At 59.7% G+C, this 24,967-nt stretch carries 17 protein-coding genes and 1 pseudogene; 10 read left to right on the forward strand and 8 right to left on the reverse strand.

Features of this window, described 5'->3' with window-relative positions:
- Positions 1-77: 77 nt before the first annotated feature.
- The 4 genes and pseudogenes from ACHFGA_RS10655 to ACHFGA_RS10670 all read right to left on the reverse strand — a co-directional run bounded on the left by ACHFGA_RS10655 (position 78) and on the right by ACHFGA_RS10670 (position 8,523).
- Positions 78-5,009: pseudogene (locus tag ACHFGA_RS10655) on the reverse strand (DEAD/DEAH box helicase).
- Between the two features lie 81 nt (positions 5,010-5,090).
- A complete protein-coding gene (locus tag ACHFGA_RS10660) occupies positions 5,091-6,044 on the reverse strand; it encodes a GIY-YIG nuclease family protein (RefSeq protein WP_394282354.1) in 954 nt (317 codons plus the stop codon).
- Positions 6,045-6,198: 154 nt separating this feature from the next.
- A complete protein-coding gene (locus ACHFGA_RS10665) occupies positions 6,199-6,642 on the reverse strand; it encodes a hypothetical protein (RefSeq protein ID WP_394282355.1) in 444 nt (147 codons plus the stop codon).
- Positions 6,643-7,080: 438 nt separating this feature from the next.
- Entirely contained in the window at positions 7,081-8,523 is a 1,443-nt protein-coding gene (locus tag ACHFGA_RS10670) for a hypothetical protein (protein WP_394282356.1), read from the reverse strand.
- A gap of 122 nt (positions 8,524-8,645) precedes the next feature.
- Between ACHFGA_RS10670 and ACHFGA_RS10675 the strand changes: the two genes are divergently transcribed.
- The 6 genes from ACHFGA_RS10675 to ACHFGA_RS10700 are packed head-to-tail and all read left to right on the forward strand — an operon-like array spanning position 8,646 to position 14,595.
- Positions 8,646-11,606 (forward strand): DUF4040 family protein, encoded by a 2,961-nt coding sequence (locus tag ACHFGA_RS10675; RefSeq protein WP_394282357.1) that lies wholly within the window; start codon positions 8,646-8,648, stop codon positions 11,604-11,606.
- Positions 11,603-12,058 carry a sodium:proton antiporter gene (locus ACHFGA_RS10680; protein WP_394282358.1) on the forward strand — a complete coding sequence of 152 codons (456 nt, stop codon included), beginning with the start codon at positions 11,603-11,605 and terminating at the stop codon, positions 12,056-12,058. The genes ACHFGA_RS10675 and ACHFGA_RS10680 overlap by 4 nt, the downstream gene beginning before the upstream one ends.
- A gap of 3 nt (positions 12,059-12,061) precedes the next feature.
- Complete coding sequence (locus ACHFGA_RS10685; RefSeq protein ID WP_394282359.1) at positions 12,062-13,600, forward strand: monovalent cation/H+ antiporter subunit D family protein; 1,539 nt, start codon at positions 12,062-12,064, stop codon at positions 13,598-13,600.
- Complete coding sequence (locus tag ACHFGA_RS10690; protein ID WP_394282360.1) at positions 13,600-14,001, forward strand: monovalent cation/H+ antiporter subunit E; 402 nt, start codon at positions 13,600-13,602, stop codon at positions 13,999-14,001. Before ACHFGA_RS10685 ends, ACHFGA_RS10690 begins: the two co-directional genes overlap by 1 nt.
- Before the next feature lie 37 nt (positions 14,002-14,038).
- A complete protein-coding gene (locus ACHFGA_RS10695; protein ID WP_394282372.1) occupies positions 14,039-14,269 on the forward strand; it encodes a cation:proton antiporter in 231 nt (76 codons plus the stop codon).
- On the forward strand, positions 14,269-14,595 hold the full coding sequence (locus ACHFGA_RS10700) for a Na+/H+ antiporter subunit G (protein ID WP_394282361.1): 327 nt from the start codon (positions 14,269-14,271) through the stop codon (positions 14,593-14,595). Before ACHFGA_RS10695 ends, ACHFGA_RS10700 begins: the two co-directional genes overlap by 1 nt.
- A gap of 218 nt (positions 14,596-14,813) precedes the next feature.
- Here ACHFGA_RS10700 and ACHFGA_RS10705 read toward each other — a convergent pair whose 3' ends face one another.
- Positions 14,814-16,373, reverse strand: a complete 1,560-nt coding sequence (locus ACHFGA_RS10705; protein WP_394282362.1) for a catalase — start codon at positions 16,371-16,373, stop codon at positions 14,814-14,816.
- A 130-nt stretch (positions 16,374-16,503) separates the two neighbouring features.
- Here ACHFGA_RS10705 and ACHFGA_RS10710 point away from each other — a divergent pair, with 130 nt between their 5' ends.
- Both ACHFGA_RS10710 and ACHFGA_RS10715 read left to right on the forward strand, forming a co-directional pair.
- The gene (locus tag ACHFGA_RS10710) at positions 16,504-17,067 is read left to right on the forward strand and encodes an RNA polymerase sigma factor (RefSeq protein ID WP_394282363.1); all 564 of its coding nucleotides are present in this window, start codon (positions 16,504-16,506) and stop codon (positions 17,065-17,067) included.
- Between the two features lie 206 nt (positions 17,068-17,273).
- On the forward strand, positions 17,274-18,725 hold the full coding sequence (locus ACHFGA_RS10715; protein ID WP_394282364.1) for a hypothetical protein: 1,452 nt from the start codon (positions 17,274-17,276) through the stop codon (positions 18,723-18,725).
- 201 nt (positions 18,726-18,926) lie between these two features.
- On the opposite strand, the gene ACHFGA_RS10720 is transcribed toward ACHFGA_RS10715, so the two are convergent.
- From ACHFGA_RS10720 to ACHFGA_RS10730, 3 genes are all read right to left on the reverse strand, one after another.
- Positions 18,927-19,367: a hypothetical protein gene (locus ACHFGA_RS10720; RefSeq protein ID WP_394282365.1), complete on the reverse strand. Its 441-nt coding sequence runs from the start codon at positions 19,365-19,367 to the stop codon at positions 18,927-18,929.
- Between the two features lie 167 nt (positions 19,368-19,534).
- The gene (locus ACHFGA_RS10725; RefSeq protein ID WP_394282366.1) at positions 19,535-20,566 is read right to left on the reverse strand and encodes an aspartate-semialdehyde dehydrogenase; all 1,032 of its coding nucleotides are present in this window, start codon (positions 20,564-20,566) and stop codon (positions 19,535-19,537) included.
- 89 nt (positions 20,567-20,655) lie between these two features.
- A complete protein-coding gene (locus ACHFGA_RS10730) occupies positions 20,656-21,921 on the reverse strand; it encodes an aspartate kinase (protein ID WP_394282367.1) in 1,266 nt (421 codons plus the stop codon).
- Between the two features lie 136 nt (positions 21,922-22,057).
- On the opposite strand from ACHFGA_RS10730, the gene ACHFGA_RS10735 reads away from it, so the two are divergent.
- Both ACHFGA_RS10735 and leuA read left to right on the forward strand, forming a co-directional pair.
- Positions 22,058-22,912: a DMT family transporter gene (locus ACHFGA_RS10735; protein WP_394282368.1), complete on the forward strand. Its 855-nt coding sequence runs from the start codon at positions 22,058-22,060 to the stop codon at positions 22,910-22,912.
- A 282-nt stretch (positions 22,913-23,194) separates the two neighbouring features.
- A partial coding sequence (gene leuA / locus ACHFGA_RS10740) for a 2-isopropylmalate synthase (RefSeq protein WP_394282369.1) occupies positions 23,195-24,967 on the forward strand: 1,773 nt, incomplete at its 3' end.

Below are 24,967 nucleotides of genomic sequence, written 5' to 3' on the forward strand. Positions count from 1 at the left end.
AGGGGGATCATCGCGCCGTGCCGCTTGCCCGGCGCGCCTCGCGAACATGACTGAGGGCGTCCACCAGCAGGCCCGGCTTAGTCCTCCCGGAGACTGTCGACGATGCGGACGGTCTCCACTGCGACACGGGTGACTTTGGCGATCAGTTCCACGATGTAGCGCGGATTGCCCACCTCGTCGGCCCAATCATTCGGGTCGTTGCCGATGCCAGATTTGGGGTCCTTCTTCACTTGGTAGCGGTCGACGATCCACGCCAACGCCGACCGTGACCCGAGCATGTATTCGTCCGCTTCGGCGGGAATATCCTTGATGGTCACCTTCGTGTTGTAGATCATCGTGGTGCGGTCGTCCACCAGCTTCTTGGTCTCCGGGTCCTGAACACGCTTCCACTTCAGTTTCTGCACCCGCCAGGTCTCCCGGTCGTCTGGATCAGCCATCTTCTTGACCTCCACTGTCACTGGGAATGGCTCCACATCTTCATAATTGATGTGCAAGTCCATCAACTCACGGCCCACGGCAGCGACCTGATGAAAACGCGCCGGGTCGGTGGGCGTTTCGATATGGGGAAGCATCTTTTTTAGATCCGCGGCGTACGCCTCCCGGTAAGCGGGGTCGTGAAGTTGGCCGTAGACGAAGTAGAAGATGTCGTCCTTAGTCACGTTCGCGCCGAGAGCCTCCCGGTAGATGGCGTGGATCTCGTCGGTGATGTTGTCGACTCGGCGGTACCCGTCGAGGACTTCGCCAGCAGCACCCGGAGCACCCGCCAAATTCTCAGTGCCGTCACTGAAGTCCAACTCGCCCTCTGTTGCCTCGACCGGCTCCCACGTCCAGCGAGCAAAGAACTGGCCAGCGTTCGAGCCCCACATCGCTAGATCAGGCAGCAAGTCAGTAGCAATAACTGAGAACGGCTTCGCGCTTCCCGGGTTAACGACGTAAAACCCGATGTTGTCGTGGTCTGGGGTCGGAAACATGCTGTTCAGCTCGCCCTGGCGGTGATTCAGAAGCGGTTCAAAGTAGGTCCTCTGTTTACTAAACGGTCGATATAGGCCAACTCGGTACGCATCTGCATCGTGCTGAGCCACTATGTTGCGCAGAAGCGACTGCTGCAAGCTTGAACTCCACTTGATCCTTGTGGAGTCATTCAGCTCCGGATGGGTCCTCATCAGCTCGTTAAAGGACTCTATACGACCCTCCATTAGAGCGGAACGAGCTTCTTCGTACGTTTCGATCAAAGAGCTCACTGACTCTTCGAGTTTCTCTTGGGAGTGGTTATAGACCCAGGCATCCCGCGTGGTTTCCAGTCCACGAGAATAATGGGAGAAGAATCGTGTTTGGCCAGTTTTTTTCTTATCACCCAGTACTGGCCAGGTGTCGAAGTCGTCGGAGCGCTGGTTGGTCCAGTCACCCTGGGCGTTCGGTTCGATGACCTCCCAGTCCATCGACGCGATCTCGGACGTGGAGACAATCTCCAGCTTCTGCTCGGTGGTGAGGTAGTCACCGATGTCGCGGTAGTGGAGCGTACAACCCTCGGCCCCGGCTCGCTTGACGCCGATGAATACAGCGATGGTGGTGCGAGCTCCCGAGCCGAAGACGTTGCCCTTCTCCTTCACACGCTGTTCACCAGCAGTACGAGCATTTCCTCGCAGGTTGAAGACGTAGATATCGGAATAGTCTTCCGCCAGGCTCAGGCGAATGCCGTCGGCGGTGTTGCCGTCGATCCACCCGCCGTTGGAAACGAAAGCGACCACGCCCTGGTCTCCGATGCGGTCGGTGGCCCACCGGAACGCCCGCAGGTAGGAATCATAAAGCGAGTTCTTGTTCGTCGCGGTCGACTTCGCCGCGTAGGTGTCTTCGATGCGCCCATCAAGGGTGGGGTACTTGACGTTAGCGTTGAGATCATTCGCACTACTCTGGCCCACCGAGTACGGCGGGTTACCGACGATCACGTTGATCTTGGCGTCCAGCTGGCGCTTAATGCGCTGGTTGTTCTGCTTGAACACCTCGGAATCGAGCTTGTCTTCTTCCTCGGTGATCTGGAAGGTATCGGCGAGCACGATGCCGTCGAAAGGCTCGTACTCAGGCGACTTAGTATCCTCGCGCTGGGCTTGCTCCTCCAGGAGGGCGTGGTAGGTGGTTTCGATGTTCACCGCGGCCACGTAGTAGGCCAGCAGCATGATCTCGGTGGCATGCAGCTCTGAGGCGTACTTGCGGGCCAGGTCTGCCGGGTTGATCAGACCGGACTGCAGGAGGCGGACCATGAAGGTGCCGGTGCCGGTAAAAGGGTCGAGGACATGGACGTTCTCATCGGTCAGCCCCTTGTCGAAGTGCTTCTTAGAAACGTCATTGGCAGCCTGGAGGATGAAATCGACGATCTCAATCGGGGTGTAGACGATGCCGAGGGCCTCAGACTGCTTCTTGAAGGCCTTTTTGAAGAAGCGCTCGTAGAGGTCCTTGATCACCGTCTGTTTGCCGGAGGCGGAGGTGACGTCGGCGGCACGCAGCCGAACTGACTCGTAGAACTTCTCCAGCTTCTCGGTCTCGGCGTCGAGCTGGGCGTCGTCGAGCGCGTCGACCATGCGCTGCATGACCTGCGAGACGGGGTTGTGGGAGGCGAAGTCGTGTTCGGAGAACAGCGCGTCGAAGACGGGCGCGGTGATCAGGTGCTGCGAGAGCATGCTGACAGCCTCATCGCGGGTAATCGAGTCATTGAGGTTGCCACGCAGCCCCTCGACGAAGCGCTCGAACTCCTCGGTGAGCGCCGCGTCGGCGCCGTCGAGAAGCGAGTTGATGCGCGTGACCTGGGTGGCGGCGATGTCTGCGACATCATCGGCCCAGTCCTCCCAGTAGGTGCGCGTGCCGACCTTGTCCACCAGCTTGGTGTACAGCGCCTCCTGCCACCGCTCCAAGGAAAACAGCACCAGCTGGGTGACCTCGTTGTCACGCTCCTCCAGCGGCTGCTCCGAGGCTTCGCCCACGGCCTGCTTACTGACATGCTCCATCTCGATGGGCAGGTCCTCCACCTTGCCTTCGTTGAGCGCGATGGAGTTGACCTGCGCGTTGAAACGGTCGTCGTGGGAGCGCAGGGCGTTGAGGATCTGCCACACCACGCGGAAGCGTTTGTTGTCGTCGAGCACCGTCGACGGTTCCACGCCGGGCGGCACGGCGATGGGCAGGATGATGTAGCCGTAGTCCTTGCCCTCGGACTTGCGCATGACGCGGCCGACGGACTGGACGACGTCGACTTGGGAGTTGCGCGGGTTGAAGAAGACCACGGCGTCCAGGGCCGGCACGTCCACGCCCTCAGACAAGCAGCGCGCGTTAGTAAGCATGCGCGTCTCCTCGCCGTCGAAGGAGGACTCTAGCCAGGTCAGACGCGACTCGCGCTCCATGGCGTTCATGGTGCCGTCGACGTGCTTGGAAGCGATGGCCACATCCGCGTTGTGCAGCGAGATGTCGTTGGTCGCCGCGGCTTCCTGCAACGAGTCGACATGGTTGGCGATCAGGGAGGGGAAAGTGTCGGTGATCTGCTTGGAGGTCTTGATGTCCTTGGCGAAGGCGACTGTGCGCTTCATCGGGTCCGCGCCTTCTTCGAACCCGGACTTCGTTCCTTGTTCCCGGCCGGAGCGCTTGGTCAGCCCGTTCCAGGTGCCGATCATCGCCGAGGCTAGATCCAGGGTTAGTTCTTGGCCTGGTTGTGGGGTAAACCGGGCCAAGGTGTCGGCGGCGAGCTGCTCGTCGACCGTCATGACCAGCACCTTGTAGTCGGTCAGCAGGCCACGCTCGACGGCTTCGCCGAAACCAAGACGATGGAACTCGGGCCCGTAATTGGCCTCGCTGTCCATGGAGATTAGCTCGGCGGAACGTTCGGCGGCTTTGCCTTTGACGTTGTCGTCGAACAGTTTCGGGGTGGCGGTCATGTACAGGCGTTTGTTCGCCTTGATGTAGCTGGCGTTGTGGATTTTGACGAAGTTGCTGGAATCTTCTTTCGCCTAGGTCACACCCGTGGTGCGGTGCGCTTCATCGCAGATGACCAGGTCAAATTCCTCTAGCCCCTGCTGCTGTGCATCATGGATCGCCGGCAGGGACTGGTAGGTGGAAAAGACGACCGTTAATCCGGCTGCGCGCTTGCGCTGTTCTAGGCGCTGTGCGATGTCGTGACCGTTGGTAGAAACCGGAACTTCCAGGTCATAGGAGGCGATGTCCTCCGCGCCCCGGGAGACCTTGGTGTCCGAGCAGACCGCATAGGACCGCAAGTCGACCCGGGTTTGGGCCGTCCACTCTTTCAACGTCTGAGAAAGCAAGGCAATCGACGGCACCAGGAACAACACGCGAGCCCGGCCGCCGTTGTTCTCCGCCATCCGCTCGGCCAACCGCAGAGCCGTGAACGTCTTACCTGTACCGCAGGCCATGATGAGCTTGCCGCGGTCGTGGCGCTCAAAGCCTTCCAGCGTCTTAGCGATCGCTGTTTCTTGATGAGCACGGGGCTCGAAGGTCTCCTTGCGCTCCAAGTTGATGGTCAGCTCGGAGCCGGGGTAGGCGATGTCCCAGTTGATGGGGGAATCGCCGATCGCGCCGAGTCCGATGCGGTTGGTGGGGATGACCTGGTTCTCCAGCATCGCTTCCGCGTTTGAAGACCATTTGTCCGTGGTGGAGATGATCAACCGGTTGGCGAACGACTCGGTGCCGTTCTCAGTGACGAAACTGCGGCCCGAGGCTTCAAAGAAGGAATCCAGGTGACGCTTCTGCAAGCTGGTCGTCGGTAGGTAGAACTTGCACTGAATCGCGGTCCAACGCCCGTCTTCGCGTCGACGGGCCACCAGATCAATGCCAGTGTCGGCCTTGCCGCCGTTGTAGCGCCACTCCTCCCAGCGGTAGACCTCGTCGTACTCCTTGGACAGCGTGGGGTCCAACGTGATGAAGTTGACCATCAGCTTTTCAAACGCCAGCCCCTGATGGGCTGAGGTAGGAAGTTCACGAAGAGCAGCAACGGCATCCACAATCGAAGACATAGCCACTATTGTGCCCGACGACGACCGCCCGTTCCTGATGGCCTTTCACAAGGGTGCCGCAAGGAGACAGTTCAAAACCGTCTAACCCTGCTCCCAGTCACCGAAAGTCTGGCCTGATTGCGTCCTCCACGTAGTGCGCCCATTGGCACTGGCCCGGCCGTAAACAATCGCAGCAGCTGCAGAAGGGGAGGTGAAAACAAAATCCTTCGACAGCGTGACCATCTTTGAAGTAGGGCCAAGTACCGAGACTTCCAAGACCTTGGAATGTTGGGCCGCGCGGAGGACATGCTGTTTCCTCGTTGATTCGGCTATGTCCGGGTTGTCTTTCATCGCCCCCGGAATAACGGAACCTTCCAGCAGGGTGAACTCTCCGTCGATGATCTGGGCTTGGGCGTCGCCGCCTTCTCGGGTCCTCATATAAAAGATCGGGCTATCCGGGGACTCAGCGACTTCATCCGATACTGAGGAGCCGATCGAAGTTGCGGCTTCTTCTGGGGTGCCCGGCGCGACCAGGGCGGGTTTTCCTTGGGCTGAACGTCCTCGGAAGATATCGAACCCGAGAACGGGCATGAGAATTCTGATCTGACTGATGAAGTACTGCATGTCCGACTGGTCCGCCTCGGGAAGGGCCGCACCGCCGGTCGGGTCGTTACCGTTAAACAGGGAGACTCGGCCGATCGATTTAGCGAGCTTAATTAGCTCTGACTCCAAGTAACGGACATGGGCTTTGGTCAGATTCATGTCCTTGGACGTGATGATGACGACGTCTTCCCAAAAGTCCTTGTTCGCGTTGTGGTTTTCTAACCGCTTGACCACGTTATCGCCTTCGCCGATGTAGGCGGCCGGCTCGCCATCCTCGTCGGTGCCAAAGAGGACGTACACTCCGGTTCGCTGGGCTTCCTCTCGGCCCCTGACACGCATGAGGTCCTTGCGCCGGGCGCGGAGCATGTGACCAGTCCAATTGAGGATCTCTGCCGTCATCAGGCCGCCGACGGTGCCGTCGACGAGGAAGAGACGAACTTGTTTGCCGTCCATCAAGAATTTACGCCTTTCGTCTTTAATCAAATTCGAGAGCAGGGCACCCGATCAACAACCGTCATTTCAGAGGCCAATCACTTAGTGGATGATTACTGACCGTGGTTCCACTGCCTCTGAATCATCTCCAGCACCGTCGCAAGTGCGTAGTTTTCTATATCAGCGGGCTGATTTCTTTACGACCGCCTAAGATTTCCTGAACTTCGGCGCAAGAGGTGTGATCACCGCAATTCACCATCCAGTTGCCGCCTTCAACAAAGCCGGTCTCCATATCGCTCAACAGTTCGGCCATCTCACGATAAATCTCTGCTTGATTCCGCTGGTCAGCTTCAGTGTTAAAAATCATCAAAATTGTCTGCAGGTCTTCATCACCACTTCGCGGATGCCAGCATTCTCCGGAGCTTGCGGCGTTGACGAAACCTGACGTTCGCTCATAGCCTTCACAGTCAAATCCGCCAGCATTTAAGTCAGCAGCCATTTCATCTGGGGTTTCGTATTCCTGAAGTCCTGATAATGGATATTGGGATTCACCCGAGGTGCCACACCCAACTAGCGTGGCAGCCATAACTGCACTAAAAAAAGCTAAAACTTTATGCATTTCCCATTTCCTTCAACAGAACACAGCTCCCTCAAAGTTAACAACCATCAATTTACCACTCCATACCAAGGTAGCTTGGTAAGGAAACCGCGCTAGCCAGATCTCCGGCGGGCGGCTGATCATGCGTGCCGCGCAGACACCGAAACAGTCATAAGTGAGGTAGCTAAGCTGCCAATATCGCCATAAATCGTGTAAGAGTTCAGGATGGAGGACTTCATCCCCCAGCTCACTAGCCGCACACAAGGCAAGTAGTCTTCGCACTGTCCGGCCCTGAAGAACCCCCACACAGTTGGCACATTATTGGCACGACATAAACTTTCCATCACCCCCAGGCCCCTGAACAGTCCATATGTTCTTACCTGGTCGGATTAGGTTATCCCGACCAGATATTAAAGCCCCAGCTGAGTTTGTTCAGCTGGGGCATTTTCGACGCTGTCCTTAGGCAATCGTGTCTTCTTCCTCGACTGCGTCTACCTGTTCTACGTGTTCCACTGCGCGGCCACGGCTCACAGCCACGCTCCCCAGGACAGCCAGCGCCGCGGCGAGCGCCAAGGAAATCCACAAGGCCTGCGCCGCGCCTGCGTTGCCTGCGGCCGAAAGAGTGGTCGTCGTCCAGTGCGCCGGCATCGCACTAGCCGCAATCTTCCAGGCTGTGCCCACCGCTCCCACGGTTGCGGAATTCCACACCCAGCCGACAACGCCGACCTGCACTGCGGCCAGCAACGCAGCCACACCTGCACCGATGCGCGGTCCGAACCCAGCGAGCAGAATCCATGTCAGACCAGCTGAGGCGAGTGCCCCGAGCGCGAGTCCGACAGTAATGGCAACCATCGCCAGAGGTGAAAGCCCGGTTCCCAGCACCAGCACCAGGACCAGCCCGATCACAGTCAGGAACGCGGTGCCCCCGCCGACGATGGCCCAGCGCGACCCATCGACCACGTAAGCAGCCAGCGCAAGCGCGAAACCACCCAGCAGCATGAGCGCAGCAATCAGCATGGCAACCAGCGGGGAAAGTGCGCTTGGCGACACCTCTTCACTAGGAGCCGCGGCCGCTTGTTCTTGCGGGGAGGGCCCAGGGATGGCGGTCTGGACGTCCTCAATTTTCGATTTCGTATTGCCCGCAATCGTGTCGACTTGGGAGGCCCCGTCGTAAAGATCCTGTGATCCGTCGCGGGCGGTCGCAGTGCCGTCGCGTAGCGCCGTCATCCCAGAGGAAAGTTCGCTGGCGCCAGTGGCGGCAGTATTCATCCCGTCGTAGAACGCGTAGCCGGGGGTGGTCAGCTGGTTCGAGATTTCGCGGGAACCATCGCGCAATTGGTTGAGTTGGCTGACGATATCCTCAGGTAGCTCTGCCGTTTCAACCTGGCCTCGCAGGTCCTGGAGCGTTGCACGCGTATCGACGATGGCCGGGTCCCTGGAATCCTTGGTTTCTTCAAGTGTGCGATCAATCGTTGCTATGACCTGTCCTTTGACCGCTTCGAAACCGACGACAGTGTCCACGGCAGTGCCTACACCATCGGCGACTTGGGTTGCTCCGCTGCCGAGCTGGCCCATCCCCGCGTTGAGCTCCCCCAACCCGCCTGCCAGGGATTCCACGCCCGAACGTGCGGTTTCTGCGCCATCGGCTAGTTCGGTCATGCCGTTGTTCAGCTCTTCGGCCCCATCTTTGAGCTGGCCTGTCCCGTTGGTGAGAAACCCGGCCTGCGATCCCGCCTCGCCGGCGGCACGGCGGGCGTCGACAAGCGCGTTCGAACTTGCTGTGTCTGCGATGGCGGGCGCCCCCGTGACCTCCTCGCCGGTATTCCAGGTGGTGACCGGGCTCAACGGCATAAAAGCGCCGATGGCGAGGATGATCAAGGCTAGGACCAAGCGGGTTTTCATGATGTGGAACCTACATCTTTGTGCTGGTTAATGGGTGCAGGCACACCGGCATACCCCCAGTTGGTAGGCTAAATGGACTTACTGTGTCCGTATTTTCAGCTACTAGTTGGGTGTGATTCACCGTGACATTGCTTATCGCAGTCGCATTGGCAGCAGTGGCGGTGATCCTCGCCCCGCTGTCAGTGCGCCTGTTCGATCGGGGAGCTGGTTGGCCCCTGGCTGTCCTTTATGTTGTTGCAGCTGCCGTGATCGGCCGCGAGCTGCCGGCTGTCATCGACGGCCAAGCCCTAAGCTTTGAGGCTGTGTGGGCCCGCGATCTACTAGGCCCAGGCACCGAGGTTACCGTGTCGCTTAATGGCGACGGCCTCGGTGTTTTCTTTGCCTTGTTGGCGCTGGTGATCGGCGCTGTGGTCTTCATCTATTCGGCGGCCTACCTGCCGAAGGGTGAGGGCAACACGAGTTTTTACACGATCATGACGGCGTTTACGCTGTCGGTCCTGCTGCTCGTGCTGGCTGGCGACGCCGTTGTTTTGTTCATCGCGTGGGAGCTCGTCTCCATCGCCTCGTTCATGCTGATCGCCCGCTCGGGTTCAAGCGGCGAGGCCGGCTCCTACCGCACCTTGGCCCTGACGTTCATCGGCGGCCTGACACTGTTGGCCGCGCTTGCGCTGGCCTCCGTCAACGCGGGTTCGACGAGCCTTTCGGCGATCCTTTCGTCGGATGTGTGGGCACAGGACCCAGGCTTAACGACGATCGTGGCCATCCTCGTCGCCACCTCCGCATTCACGAAGGCTGCGCAATTCCCCTTCCACTTCTGGTTGCCCGAGGCAATGGCCGCGGCCACCCCCGTCTCGGCGTTCCTGCACGCGGCCGCAGTGGTCCAGGCCGGCATTTACTTGCTGCTTCGCTTTTCGACGATCTTCCATGACGTCCCTGCTTGGAACACGATGTTGATCGTTTTCGGCATGGGTACTGCCCTCATTTCGGCGGTGTTCGCGATCACGAAGACGGACCTGAAGCAGCTGACGGCGTACTCCACGGTGTCCCACCTGGGCTGGATCGTGGCCACCATCGGCGTGGGTACCCAGTTCGCTCTGGCCGCCGCATTGGTGCACACTTTGGCACACGCCCTGTTCAAGTCTTCGCTGTTCATGCTGATCGGCGTGGTGGACCACCAGGCCGGCTCGCGCGATGTGCGTCGCCTGGGCAAGTTGTACGACAAGATGCCGTTTACCTTCGTCTCTGTGGTGATCGCTGCCGCGTCAATGGCTGCTGTGCCTCCCCTCTTCGGCTTTGTGTCGAAGGAAGGCATGCTCACAGCGTTCATGGAGGCGCCAGCCTCCGGAGTTCTGGTGGCAGTGGCCGGCATCGCGGCGTTTCTCACCTTCGTGTACTCGGCCAAGATCGTCTTCGGCGCCTTCGTCGACGGCCCGCGCGATATGACGGGTGTGAAGGAAGCTCCGGTATCGCTGTGGCTGCCGGCAGCCCTGCCTGGCTGGATGTCGCTGGTGCTCATCTTCCTGCTTGGTGCCGTGGACTCCCCCATCAACGCTGCGGTGCACGCGATTACGGGTACCACAGAGTATGAATCACACCTGGCCATCTGGCACGGCGTGAACACCCCGTTCATCGTGTCGATGATCGTTCTCATCGCAGGTATCGCTTTCCTCTTCGTCCGCAAACCGGTATGGAAGGCCCTGGAGAACAAGGAACTCCTGCCGAAGTCCGGCAACGATCTGTTGCACGGCCTCGTCACGGGCATGAAGGCCCTCGGCCGCGGCATGGGTGAGATGGCTAACTCCTTTAATCCTTCGCGTCACCTGGTGTGGCTGGTGCTCACCGTGATTGCGTTGGGAATGGGCACGCTGCTGCTGTCCACGGGTATTGACGGCATGCCGATGGCAGACCGCGCACCTGGGCTAGACAACTGGTGGGACCTCATCCCGTTTGCCATCATCACTGTGTCGGTGATCGGGCTGATCACCACCCGCCACCGCCTCGCCGCCGCCGTGCTCATCGGCACGGCGGGCGTGGGTATGAGCTTGCAGATGCTACTCCTCGGCGCTCCCGACGTGGCACTCACCCAGTTCCTCGTGGAATCGCTCACCGTCGTTGTCATCATGATGGTGGTGCGCTACCAGCCACGACTGTTCCCAGACACGTCCACTCGTCGAAGAGTGGTCGCCGGAATCATCGCCATCCTGGCAGGTATCACCGCTTTCCTGGGAGTCTTCACGCTGCTGGGCCGCCGCGAGCGCTCGGACCTGGCGATGTGGTACATCAACGAGGGCGGTCCGATGGCCGCGGCCGACAATATCGTCGCCGTGATCATCGTGGAGTTCCGTGGTTTCGATACCTTGGGCGAGCTGTCCGTGCTGGGCATGGCAGCCGTGGTGATCGCCGCGGTGACCTCCTCGATGCCACGCCACAACTTCGAAGAAGGCACACGTCCTCGCCCGTTTGGCCAGTCGCAGCTGAACTCGATCCCGCTGCGCAAGGCGCTGACATTCATCTGGCCAGTACTGATCGTGCTGAGCATCCTGGTGTTCTACCGTGGCCACCAGCTCCCAGGCGGCGGCTTCGTGGCAGCACTCATCCTGGCGACCGGTTTCGCACTGTCTTATATCTCCAAGGGGGCGGACGGGAACGTCGTCGGCAAGCAAGTGCCGATCTGGCTGACCGGCATCGGTATCATCGTCGCGATCAGCGCGGGCTTCCTCGGCTATATCGAAGGCGGCTTCCTCTATGCCATCCACGGGGAGATCGCCGGCGAGCACCTGACCACTTCCCTGATCTTCGACGCCGGTATTTACATGGCCGTGCTGGGCATGCTGACCATGGCCATCAATGCGCTTGGCGGATACCTCCGCCCAGGCGTGAGCATGGACGAGCTCAGCTACACGCGCAGCGAACCGGATAATCCGCTGCCGAACGCGCCGAAGCCGGAGGAGCCGGACAACCCTGCTGAGACGTACCCCGATCCGATCAACCCAGCGGACAACCCGCAACCAGTTGGGACCGGCGGGTACAACACACGCGCGGCAAATACCAACCCTGCACATGAGAAGGAGGACGGCCGATGATTATGGCATTAACAATCGCAGTGCTGGTGGCAGGTTCTGTCTACCTGATTCTGCAACGCGGCATGGTCCGCATTGTCTTCGGCATGAGTCTGTTCGGGCACGCCTCCAACCTCACCCTGCTCGCGGCAGGCGTGGGCGCGTGGCGTGGCCAGGTCTTCCCCTCCACGACCGACGTTGAGGACATGGCCGATCCCCTGCCCCAGGCCTTCGTGCTGACCGCCATCGTGATCGCGATGGCCACCACCACCATCCTGCTCATGCTGGCCGCGCTGGGCCGCAACGATGACACGAGCGAGAACGAGTCCGATAACGCACGCGCCCAGGATGCCGACACCCTGGCCGGACGTGTCGACGATCCGGACGCCGCCGTGGTGGGCCCCGATAGCTTGACGACGGCTGGCCGCACCGCGCGAGCAACCGCCCAGAAGCAACCCCAGAAGAAGGAGGCGTAGACCATGGATACGACAACTGCAGCTGCCATGCTGCCCCTCTTCGTGGCCGTGCCCCTGATCACCTCTGCGGTGGCGGCACTGGCCAAGTCCAAACCAATACATGACTTCCTTGGGCTGCTCATCCCGGCGGTGAACCTGGCTGGCGGTATCTGGCTGTACTGGTACACCTCCACCCACGGCACGATCGCGCACGTGATCGGCCTGTACAAGGGCGGAGCAGGTATCTCTTTTGCTGCCGACGAGTTCTCGGCGCTGATGATCATCTTCACCATGTTGATCGCGCTGGTGTCCAACTGGTTTGCGGCCGTGGCCGGTGAGACGCGCGAGCGTTTCTACACCGCGCTGACCTTGGTGTTGATCACCGGTGTGTCGGGCGCGTTGCTCACCGCCGACCTGTTCAACTTCTTCGTGATGATCGAGGTCATGCTCTTGCCGTCCTACGGCCTGATCGCAATGACCGGTACCCGCGACCGCTTGCTGTCCGCCCGCACCTTCGTGCTCGTGAACCTTGCGGCATCGACCCTCCTGGTGTTGGGTGTGGGCTATGTGTACGGCGTGACCGGCGCGGTGAATATCGCATCGCTTGCTGGTGCTGCTGCCGGCAACGGCCCTGTCACTGTTGCGATGGGCATCGTGATGATCGCCATCGCTGCGAAGGCAGGCGTGTTCCCGCTGCACACCTGGCTGCCACGGACCTACCCGTCATCCTCGGCGGCGGTCATGGGCCTCTTCTCAGGCCTGCACACCAAGGTGGCGGTGTACATGATCTTCCGCATCTACGTGGTCATCTTCGACTTGGAGAGCCGTTGGGAGTGGTTGATCATCGTCATCATGGTGATCTCCATGCTGGTCGGCGCATTCGCTGGTCTGGCGGAGAACTCGATCCGCCGCGTGCTGGCCTACCAGATGGTCAACGGCATGCCGTTCATCCTGATCATGCTCGCTTTCGTGGCGGAGAACCCGCGCTACGCGCTGGCCGGCGGCCTGATGTACACCCTGCACCACATGGTGACCGTGGGCTCGCTGGTGCTCAACTCGGGCGCGATCGAGGAAACCTACGGCACAGGCACCCTGTCCAAGCTGGCGGGCCTGATGCGACGCGACCCGATGACGGCCGCGATCTTCGCCGCGGGCGCATTCTCCGTGGTGGGCTTCCCTCCATTCTCGGGCCTGTGGGGCAAACTGACCATCGTGTTCGCCGCAGCCGCACCGGGCGACGCCCGCAGTTGGGTCGTCATCACCGCGATCATCGTCGCCTCCTTCGGCGCCCTCTTGGCAATGATGCGGGTGTGGCGCGAAGTGTTCTGGGGCAAGCCAATGCAGCGCTTCCCCGAGACTTTGCGCGTACGCACGAGCTTGTGGCTCCCATCGGCTGCGCTGATGGTCGTCTCACTCGTGATGTTCTTTGGCGCAGGCTTCCTGTGGGAGTCGGTGCTGACCAGTGTCGACGGCCTGCTCGACGTAGACTCCTACGTACAAGCAGTGCTTGGCGACGATGCCATCGGCATTCCCAACGTGGCCGAACTACAGGGAGGTAACTAATGCACGTCATTGGATACATTTTCTGGCTGATTAAAGAAATCTTCGTCGCCGGCTTCGATGCTGCGTGGAAGGGCTTGAAACCCACCAATGAACTGAACCCGGTAGTGATCTACTACCCGCTTCGGGTCACCAGCGACTGGGAACTCTTCTGGTTCTCTGTCTCGGTGACCGCGACTCCGACCACGTTGTCGCTGGGTTTCCGCGAACCCGCCAAAGAGGGGGACCCGCGGATCCTGATTGTCCAGTCCGCCTTCGGCTCTGATCCACTGGATGACATTGCGGCCTTCGCCGACATGGAAGAGCGCATGGCACCGCGTGTCAAGGACACACCGCTGGATCCCACCACGGTGTACTACGAATATCCCGCAGCCGACATCACCGCTTCAGGCAAGGAGGTCTAGAGTGTTTACCACCATCATCACCGTGTGTATCGCCATCATGGCAGGCTGCCTTATCGCTGGCCTTTATCTGATCGTGCGCACCCCCGACAACTTCACGAAGGCCGTGCTGTCGGACCTTGTGTTCTATTCGATGATTGCCATCTTCCTGTCATGGACGTTGTTCAATGACTCGCTGATCGCCTATGAGGTGGCACTTCTCGCCGCCATAGTCGGTGGTGTGCTGCCGACGATGTCGATGGCACGCATCATCTCGAAGGGGCGACGCTAATGACCATCGCCGAAATCATCGCATCTATCCTGGTGATCATCGCCACCGTCATGGCGGTCTCCACCACTATTTTGCAGTTCCGTGCACCTGACGCCCTCACACGCGTCAACTTGCTCGGCCCTTTGACCAGCGTGGGCGTCCCACTGTTGATCGTCGCAAAGCTGATCATCGACTGGTCCACCACCGGTTTTGAGTGGCACCTGTTCATCCGTGCCGTCATCGCCATTGCTGCGATGTGGGTGATCGCCGCGGTCGGCTCCTTCATCATGGGCCGCTCCATGTACGGCGTGACCATCGTCGATAAGAAGCACGGGATCGAAGAATAACCCGCTGGCCCCACCGCCGCCCTGGCTCCGCATACTGTTGGAACTGAACTGTTGGAACAGGGCGGTTTTCGCGACCTCAAGGGCCCGAAAGCCCCTAATCCAACAGTTCAGCTTCGACAGTTTGGCCCCGTGGCACAAGAAAAACTCCGGCCCGGCCACCGAAATGGTAGCCGGGCCGGAGTTGTTGTGCGCTAGCGCAGTGTTACTGCTTTAGTGCTTTACTGCTCTGCACGCTTCTGTGCCAGGGATTCGCGAACACGCTTGCCCAAGTCTTCATCGACGTTGGTCCAGTATTCGTAGACGCGCTCCTCGACATCCTTGTTCTTGATCGGCAGCATCTTGTTGGTGATGTTGTGAACGATGCGTTCTTTCTCACCGTCGTCGAAGACCTCGCGGTACAGGATACCTGCCTGCATGAAGTCATCGTCGTCCTCGTGCTTGACATAAGCAGCGCGAGTCAGGTCGGTGCCGTGTGGATCAGGGTTGACGTAGAGGTCATCTGCCTGGCCGTAGGTGGTGTGGTTGGAGGAAGAGTCCTCGCCATTGTCCAGGTAGCCAGCGCCCTTGTCGGTGCGGTTCGGGCTGTAGTTTGGCTCGCCCTCGTTGTTGAAGAAGTAAGCCATGGGACCGCGCTCCGAGTAGGTGTTAACCTCGTTGATCGGACGGTTCACCGGCAGGTCGCGGTAGTTCGGGCCGATGCGGTAACGCTGCTGGTCAGCGTATGCGAACACACGGCCCTGCAGCATGCGGTCTGGGGACAGGCCCACACCTGGAACCAGGTTGGATGGGTCCAGCGCCAGCTGCTCGATCTGTGCGTGGTAGTTCTTCGGGTTGCGGTTCAACACGAAGTAGCCCACATCATGCAGCGGGTAATCCTTCTGCGACCAGGTCTTGGTCAGATCGAATGGGTTCCAGCGGTAGTTCTCTGCCTCGTCGAATGGCATGATCTGCACCTTGACGTCCCAGATTGGGTAGTCGCCGCGCTCGATAGCCTCGTAGAGGTCCTGGCGGTGGTAGTCCGCGTTCTTGCCGGCCATTGCCTCTGCCTCTTCGTCGGTGAAGCAGTCCCAGCCCTGACGGGTCTTGAAGTGGTACTTCACCCAGACTGGGGTGCCTTCCTCGTTGATCCACTGGAAGGTGTGCGAGCCGAAGCCATCCTGGTTGCGGGTAGTCTTCGGAGTACCGCGGTCTCCCATCAGGTAGGTCACCTGGTGTGCGGACTCAGGGGCGCGGGTCCAGAAGTCCCACTGCATCTCATCGTCACGCAGGCCGGTAGCTGGGTTGCGCTTCTGGGAGTGGATGAAGTCAGGGAACTTAATCGAGTCACGCAAGAAGAAGGTTGGCGTGTTGTTGCCCACGATGTCGTAGTTGCCGTCTTCGGTGTAGAAGCGCAGTGCGAAACCGTGCACGTCACGCCAGGTATCTGGGGAGCCTGCCTCGCCCGCAACGGTGGAGAAACGACCAACCATTGGGGTAACGGTGCCCTTCTGGAACAGCTTCGCCTTGGTGTACTGGGAAACATCCTCAGTGATGTGCAGCTCACCGAAAGCGCCGTGTCCCTTAGCGTGAGGGATACGCTCTGGAACGTTCTCGCGGTTGAAGTGCGCGAGCTTCTCGATCATGTGAATATCGTTCAGCACGTTTGGGCCCTGTGGGCCAGCGGTGACGGAGATATTCTCGGAAGGAACTGGCGCACCATTCAAGCGAGTGGTGGTGCCGTCACCCGCGGCGCGCTCGCCACGAGAGACAATATTTTCTGCTGCTGACTGATCAGCCATTACAGCCTCCTTAAGGTTTGGATTATTAATTGGTAGCAATTGATAGTTTACGGGAACTGATAGGCGTTGGCAAGGGGTTCCGCTCGTGCCCCAGCGTACAGAAAAGGCGCAGCTGGTAACCTTTACTTTCGTGAGCAGGCGAAACGACGAATACGTCACCTCCCTGGCCCTCAAGGCCGGCAGAGGTGACAAACGCGCGCTCTCGCAGTTCATCGAAGAAACTCACGACGATGTCTGGCGCCTTTTGGCCCACCTCGCAGGGCGCGAGCATGCCGACGACCTCACCCAAGAGACCTACCTGCGCGTGATGGGATCACTACCCAGTTTCGCAGCTCGATCGTCGGCACGCACCTGGCTTCTCTCCCTGGCCAGGCGCGTCTGGGTCGATAGCGTGCGCCACGATATGGCCCGGCCACGCAAATCCGCCACGGAATACGACGACGTTGCAGCCAACACTCCAACGCGGGACAACCCGAACACGTGGAGCGACATGATTGACCTGCGCACGATGATCAATCAGCTGCCGGAGGAGCGTCGTGAAGCACTCATCCTCACCCAGGTCTTGGGCTATACCTACGAGGAAGCCGCAGGGATTGCGGGCGTGCGCGTGGGCACAATCCGCTCACGAGTAGCACGTGCCCGGCGCGACCTCATTGCAGCCACCGAGACCGCCGCCGGAAAAGACAACGATTAGACCGCTCGCACCTGCATGGTATGCAGGAAAGCTAAATTGTTACCTATTAGCAACATTGACACGACCTGCTCGCGAGCTGGGCATTCCCCACCCCACTATCCGCACTATTTGCAAGCTTTAGGTATTTCCATACCGCCCCCCCTTTCGACTCGAAAATGAGTTAACTAGGGCACACTATTGTTCCTTTTAAATAGTGGAGTATTCACATGCTTAAGAAGTCCATAGCGATTGGTATGGCATTTATCGGCGTCGTTGTCGGCGCCGGCTTTGCATCTGGCCAAGAGGCCGTGCAGTACTTTGTGGCATTCGGTAACTGGGGACTGGTTGGTGCCGTTGTCGGTGCCCTCCTCATGCTCATCATGGGCGTGTCCATTTTGCAGCTGGGCAGTTATTTCCAGGCCAAAGAGCACATGGCAGTGCTGGGCAATATTTCGTCGAAAATCGTTTCCTGGATTCTCGACATCGCCACGGTGGTGACCCTGTTCTCGATTGGTTTCGTGATGTTCGCCGGCGGCGGCTCGAACTTGAACCAGCAGTTTGGCTGGCCACTGTGGATCGGCACCTTCCTGATGCTGGCACTGGTGATCGCGACCGGTTTCCTCGATGTGGATAAGGTCACTACCGTAATCGGCGCCCTCACGCCGTTCATTCTCCTGTTCACCATTAGCGCCTGCGTGTACACGCTCGTGGTGTCCTCACCGGACTGGTCCGCAATTGACTCTTATGCCACCAGCGAGGTGGCCACCACCCTGCCTACGTGGTGGATTTCGGCGCTGAACTACACCGGGTTGAACGTCATGTGCGTGGTCTCCATGGCCCTGGTCATCGGCGGCAACCAGTTCGATACCAAGGCAGCAGGTTTGGGTGGCCTGATGGGCGGCCTCGCATACCTGGTGATGCTGCTCCTGCTGGTCTCTTCCCTGTACATCGAGGTGGAGACAATCAATGGCGACGACATGCCAGTTCTGACTTTGATCAATGAGATCCACCCAGTACTGGGCACGCTGATGGCCCTAGTGATCTTCGGCATGGTGTTCAACACAGCCGTGTCCATGTTCTACGCGCTGGCGAAGCGCCTGACCCGAGGCAAGGGTGAGAAGCAGTTCCGCATCGTTTACGTAGCCAGCTGCTTGATTGGCTTCGTCTTGTCGTTCATCGGCTTCCAGAAGCTGGTCGGATACGTCTACCCGATCTTGGGCTACATGGGCCTTTTGATGATTGTGGTTGTCGCTGCCGCTTGGCTGCGCGGACGCTCCAAGCTGGACAAAGAGGGCCGCATCCGCATCGGTGCGATGGACCTGACCCGCCGCAAGATGGATCCCCGCCTGCGCTTCACGAAGCGCGACGAGCGCGAGCTTGCCCGCCTCACCGCCGCATCCTCTGTTGCCAACGACATCTTCGAGGAGTCTATTTCCGAAGAGATTTCCAAGGAGCTGGCCGCAGACAAGGCGCTGCCAGACTTTGACCCGGATGATGAACCATCTGACGTTGTCGTTGTCTCCCACACCGCGCCGGTCACGCACGAGGAGTACCTGACCACTCCGCCGCGCGATGACGCCCTGCGCGAGGACGAGGACGAGATTTCTGACGAAGAATTCGCCGCGTGGGAGCGAGAAGCCCGCGATGAGGAAGAGCAGCGCTCGCATAACGACGAATAACCCGCACCATCCCGCGCCATCCAGCACCATACTGTCGAACCTCAACTGTTGGAACAGGGCGTTCTAACACCGCGAAGCGGTAAAACCGCCCTGTTCCAACATTCCAGTTCCAACAGTGTGCGACCGAGAGCGCTCACGGAAGCAGAAACGACGATGGCCCGCCCCACTTGGGGCGGGTCATTCCTCTTTGAAACCTTGCGACTATCCGAAGATCTGCGCCAGAGTCACTACCAAACCGGTAATCCAGGAGGGTGGCTGCGACATAGGAGTTGCCTCAACGGTGTTTTCTGGGCGCTCCTTGTCAATCACGGTGATCTCTACGTCGTCGATAAGCGCGCCGTCCTCGTCGACCAAGTCAAGGGTGACGCACTCGCCTTCCTCTGCGGAAGCGGGAACGGCGACGCGGAAGGTGCCGTTCTGGCCCCAGACGCTCCACCCGGCTGGCAGGTGAGTGTCCTCACTGATGCGTACACGCCCAGACTCGACGTAAGAAGGTTTGCCCGTGGGTTCAAGGACAACCGTCTCTCCAGGCTTGGCAGTCTCATCATCCCAGGCAAGGTCCGGGTTCGCTGCTGCTACCGGCGCGCAGGCGACCATGATCGCAGCGATACCGGTGGCGAGCCACCCAGCCTTTGATGCCATAAGGAATTACCTACCTTGAGATTGCGGACCTTTCTTTGACTTCCCTACATTGTGTCTCTGTCACAGAGTCCTCGCAAGCAGTGTTACCGCATTGAGATCGAATGTTAATAAAATACAAATGCCACTTCCCTGGCGTGAGAAGTGGCACTCTGACGAGGTGGTCGTCGTTAAGCGAGAAGCTCCGCGATCTGAACAGTGTTCAGGGCAGCGCCCTTGCGCAGGTTATCGCCGGAGACGACAAAGACGAGGCCGCGGTTATCGTCGATGGTCTGGTCCTGGCGGATGCGCCCCACCAAGGAATCGTCCTTGCCGGCGGCAGCGAGTGGAGTAGGTACCTCGGTCACCGACACGCCAGGTGCGGCCTCGAGGACTTCCTTCGCCTCTTCAGGCGTGATGGACTGGGCAAACTCTGCGTGAACCACCATGGTGTGGCCCGTCATCACAGGGACGCGGACGCAGGTGCCGGAAACCTTCAACTCAGGGATGTTCAGGATGCGGCGCGACTCATTGCGCAGCTTCTGCTCCTCATCGGTTTCAAAGGAACCATCGTCGACGAACGCGCCGGCCATCGGCAGCACGTTAAAGGCGATCGGGGCGACGTACGGGCCGTTCTCCCCAAGATCGTGGGAGGAACCGTCGTAGACCAAGTCCTCAGCGTTGTCGCCAACAGCCTTGATCTGGTTCTCCAGGGTCTGCACACCGGCCAGACCAGAACCCGAAACAGCCTGGTAGGAGGCGACGCGCAGCACCTTCAGATCAGCCTTCTGGTGCAGGGCGCTCAGGACCGGCATGCACGCCATGGTGGTGCAGTTCGGGTTCGCGATGATGCCCTTCTTCAGGTCCTTCACGGTGTCCGGGTTGACCTCAGATACGACCAGCGGCACGTCAGTGTCCTTGCGCCATGCCGACGAGTTATCCACAACCGTCACGCCTGCCTCAGCAAACACCGGCGCCCACTCCTTAGAGGTGGAACCGCCTGCAGAGAACAGCGCGATATCAATATCCTTCACGGAGTCTGCGGTGACCTGGGTGAGGTCCTCCACCTCAATGTCCTGGCCCTGGAATTCCAGCTTCTTACCAGCGGAACGAGGAGATGCGAAGAAACGCACCTTGTCTGCCGGGAACTTACGCTCAGCGAGGATCTCGCGCATCACTTGGCCGACCTGGCCGGTGGCGCCTACAACTGCGATGGTGGTCATGTGCGTATAACTCACTTTCGTAGGGTGAATGAACTTCTACCTACAGTACCCCGTGTACAGGTCTGCGCACTACACGGGGTTGAGCGGGCTTAACGCCCGGTGCCGGCGTATACCGTAGCGGCCCCGTCGCCACCGAGCTCGAACTTGTCGTGGATCGCTACTGTGGCCTTATCCAGGTCGGCCTCGCGAACCACTGCGGTGATGCGGATTTCAGAGGTGGTGAACATCTCGATGTTGATGCCAGCATCGCGCAGCGCCTCAGAGAATTCTGCGGTGACACCTGGGTGAGACTTCATACCAGCACCGACCAGGGAAACCTTGCCGATCTGATCGTCGTAGGTCACGTTCGCCCAGCCGTTTTCGTTCTGCAGGTTGGTCAGCAGCTCAACGGCGCGTGGGCCGTCGTCTGTCGGCAGGGTGAAGGTGATGTCGGTGGTGTTGTCGTCGAGGGAAGAGATGTTCTGGATCACCATGTCAATGTTGATCTCAGCGTTTGCCAGGGCACGGAACACCTTGGCCGCCTCGCCCGGGTTATCCGGGATGCCCAGGATGGTGATCTTTGCTTCGGACTTGTCGGTTGCTACACCGGTCAGGACTGCTTCTTCCACGGGGATATCCTCCATCGATCCGGTTACTAGGGTGCCGGGGTCATTGCTATAGGACGAGCGAACTCGCATCGGAACGTTGAATGCGCGCGCATACTCCACGCTGCGCAGGACCAAAATCTTGGAACCGGCGGCGGCCAGTTCCAGCATCTCTTCAAAGCAGAGCTGCTCGATCTTCTGGGCATCTTTCACGATGCGCGGGTCAGCGGAGTAGATGCCGTCGACGTCGGAGTAGATCTCACACACGTCAGCATTCAGCGCCGCCGCCAGCGCCACCGCGGTGGTATCGGAACCGCCGCGGCCCAGGGTGGTCACGTCGCGAGTGTCACGGTTGACACCCTGAAAACCAGCGACGATGGCGATCTTGCCGTCGTCAAGCGCCTCCTGCACGCGCCCTGGGGTCACATCGACGATGCGGGCGTTGCCGTGCCGCTCGGTGGTAAGGACGCCGGCCTGGGATCCGGTGAAGGACTGCACCGGTGCTCCGAAGGAGGCAATTGCCATTGCCACCAGGGAGTTCGAAATGCGCTCGCCTGCGGTGAGCAGCATATCCATCTCGCGGGCGGGCGGGACGGGGTTGACCTGTTCCGCCAGGTCCAGCAATTCGTCAGTGGTATCACCCATTGCGGAGCAGACCACCACGACATCATCGCCCTGTTTCTTTCGCGCGACGATCCGCTCTGCTACCGCGCGGATGCGCTCGGCGCTCTCCAGGGAAGAGCCTCCGTACTTCTGTACGACCAGTGCCACAGGTGGGCCACCTTTCCGTCGAGGTCGGGGGAACGTGAGTTTTTTGAGCTTTCAACGTGACTCACGGCGTTATGTTACCTGCATTACCCTCGTCCAACACCTTGAGGTGCACTATTTTTTCGTACGCCATACCATCATGGGCGTGTCTAGCCATGTTCTTGCCGTGTTGTTCGCCTTAGCCTCGGCGTTCACCATTGCATGGGGCACTGTCACCCGCCACCGCATCGTGGCCGCTCCGGCTACATATTCCCGCACCGATTCGGTCTTGACCCGCGGCCTGACCAACCCCGCGTGGTGGTTGTCCATCTTTTCCGCTTTCGCGGCATATCTACTCCAGGTGGTTGCTCTGGGCTTCGGCACGTTGCTCGTCGTTCAGCCCGTGCTGGTGTTGTCGCTGATGTTCACGCTCATGCTCAGTGCCTACCTTGGCAAGGGCCGCATGGATCGTCGTGACGCGACATGGTCCGCGCTACTGACCGCCGCCGTCATCGTCTTGATCGTGTTAGGAAGGCCCGTGCCCGGCGCGCAGGAGCCTGATGTGGGCGCGTGGTGGGTTGCGGTCGCCGTCGGCGTTGCGGTGTGCGGCGTGGCAGCGCTTATTGCTTATCGACGATCGCCTGGCACCATTTCTCTTGTCATGGGGGCGGTGTGCGGCATTATTTTCGGCTACGTGGCCGTGTTGTCGAAGGCGGTGGCTGACCTCTACGTGGCCGGCGGACTCCCAGCAATTTTTAGCACCTGGCCTGTATATGTGTTGGTGGTCGCGGCGGTAGCAGGCACGGCCGCGCAGCAATACGCCTTTGCGGCCGGGCCTCTGGAGTGGTCGCTGCCTGCGATGAAGGTCTTTGAGCCGGTGGTCGCGTTCTTGCTGGGTTATGCGGTGCTGGGCGAACAGTTCGCGGTCAGTTCCGCAGCTGGGGCGGTGGTGATGGTTGCTGCTTTGGTCACAATGTTTGTGGCCACCATTCGTCTTGCCGCAAGTCAGGCGTAACAGTAGCTGCTTGCAGCTACTCCCCCTCTTTGTGCCATTTCTCCTTTTAGCGCGTGTATGAGGTGGACAAGATTTACTTCCGCGTTTAGAGTGTGAGCTATGTCAAACGCTCCGCGTAGCGTCGCATCTATCAGCGCGCGTCTTCTCCTTCTACGCCGCGGCGGGAATCAGGTCTAAAACACGGCCGGCACCCCGTCGCGGAGTTTGCGTTGCCGGTCGTGGATCACCTTAGAACCAACACCGACGCTAGATAGCGCAATCTCACGAAGGATATTGAGCGACATGACCCCATCAGATTCTTTCATCTCCGCACCATCGGAAATTCGCACTCCGAATGGCCCACGCAACGAGGGCCAACCGACTTGGAACAAGCAGCGTGGTTCGAAGATGCCACACCAGCGCTACCTCACTTTTGCTGAGGAAGTAGAAGACGTACAGCTGCCGAACCGCACGTGGCCGGATAAGAAGATCACTGTGGCACCACAGTGGTGCGCGGTAGACCTGCGCGATGGTAACCAAGCACTGATTGATCCGATGAGCCCAGAGCGCAAGCGTCGCATGTTTAACCTGTTGGTGCAGATGGGCTACAAGGAGATTGAGGTCGGTTTCCCGTCCGCCTCGCAGACGGACTTTGACTTTGTGCGCGAGATCATCGAGCAAAACATGATCCCGGAGGATGTCACCATCCAGGTGCTGGTGCAGGCCCGTGAGCACCTGATCCGCCGCACCTTCGAGGCTTGTGAGGGCGCTCCAAATGTGATCGTGCACTTCTACAATTCCACCTCGAAGCTGCAGCGTGAGGTCGTGTTCCGCAAGGACCGTCCGGCGATTAAGAAGTTGGCCACTGACGCTGCGGAGCTGATCAAGGAGATCGCGAAGGACTACCCGAACACCAACTGGCGTTGGGAGTACTCGCCAGAGTCCTTCACCGGCACTGAGCTGGACTTCGCAGTCGAGGTCTGCGACGCGGTAGTGGACATCATGGAGGCGACCCCCGAGCACCCGATGATCATCAACTTGCCCGCAACGGTGGAGATGATCACCCCGAATATTTACGCTGACCAGATCGAGTGGATGCACCGCAACTTCGCCAAGCGTGACTCCATCATCTTGTCGCTGCACCCCCACAATGACCGTGGCGAGGGAATCGCAGCCGCTGAGCTGGGCTACCTGGCTGGCGCGGACCGCATCGAGGGTTGCCTGTTCGGCAACGGTGAGCGCACCGGCAACGTGGACCTGGTTACTTTAGGCTTGAACATGCTGACCCAGGGCGTGGATCCGCAGATCGACTTCTCTGACATTAACAAGATCCGCGAAACCGTCGAGTACTGCAACCAACTGCGCGTGCATGAGCGCCACCCATACGGCGGCGACTTGGTCTTCACCGCTTTCTCCGGCTCCCACCAGGATGCCGTGAACAAGGGCCTGGATGCACTGGCCGCCAAGGTGCGCCCGGGTGCAGATTCCACCGAGGTCGCTTGGGAGGAGCTGCGCGAGATCGTGTGGGAGGTTCCTTACCTGCCGATCGATCCGAAGGACGTCGGCCGCGACTACGAGGCCGTGATCCGCGTGAACTCCCAGTCCGGCAAGGGGGGCGTGGCCTACATCATGAAGACGGACCACGCGATTAATATGCCGCGCGGCATGCAGCCTGAGTTCTCGTCGGTAGTCCAGGCGATCACCGACGCGGAAGGCGGCGAGGTCAACTCGAAGGGGATGTGGGACATCTTCGCGGGTGAGTACCTCGATCTGGAGGAGCCTTTGGAGCTGGTCTCCATGCGCGTGAAGAACGCCGAGACCGACGATGAGGACGCAACCGTCGAAGCGAATGTCGTCTTTAACGGTGAGGAATCCACCATCACCGGCACTGGCAACGGCCCGATCTCCGCGTTCTCTAATGCTTTGGAGCAGCTCAAGATTGATGTTGAGGTGCAGGATTACTCCCAGCAGGCCCGCTCCGCCGGTGATGATGCTGATGCCGCCTGCTACATCTACGCAGATGTTGACGGTGCTAAGGCGTGGGGCGTGGGCATCGCCGGGTCCACCACCCGCGCA

The organism is Corynebacterium sp., from assembly GCF_043426755.1.
GTDB lineage: Bacteria > Actinomycetota > Actinomycetes > Mycobacteriales > Mycobacteriaceae > Corynebacterium.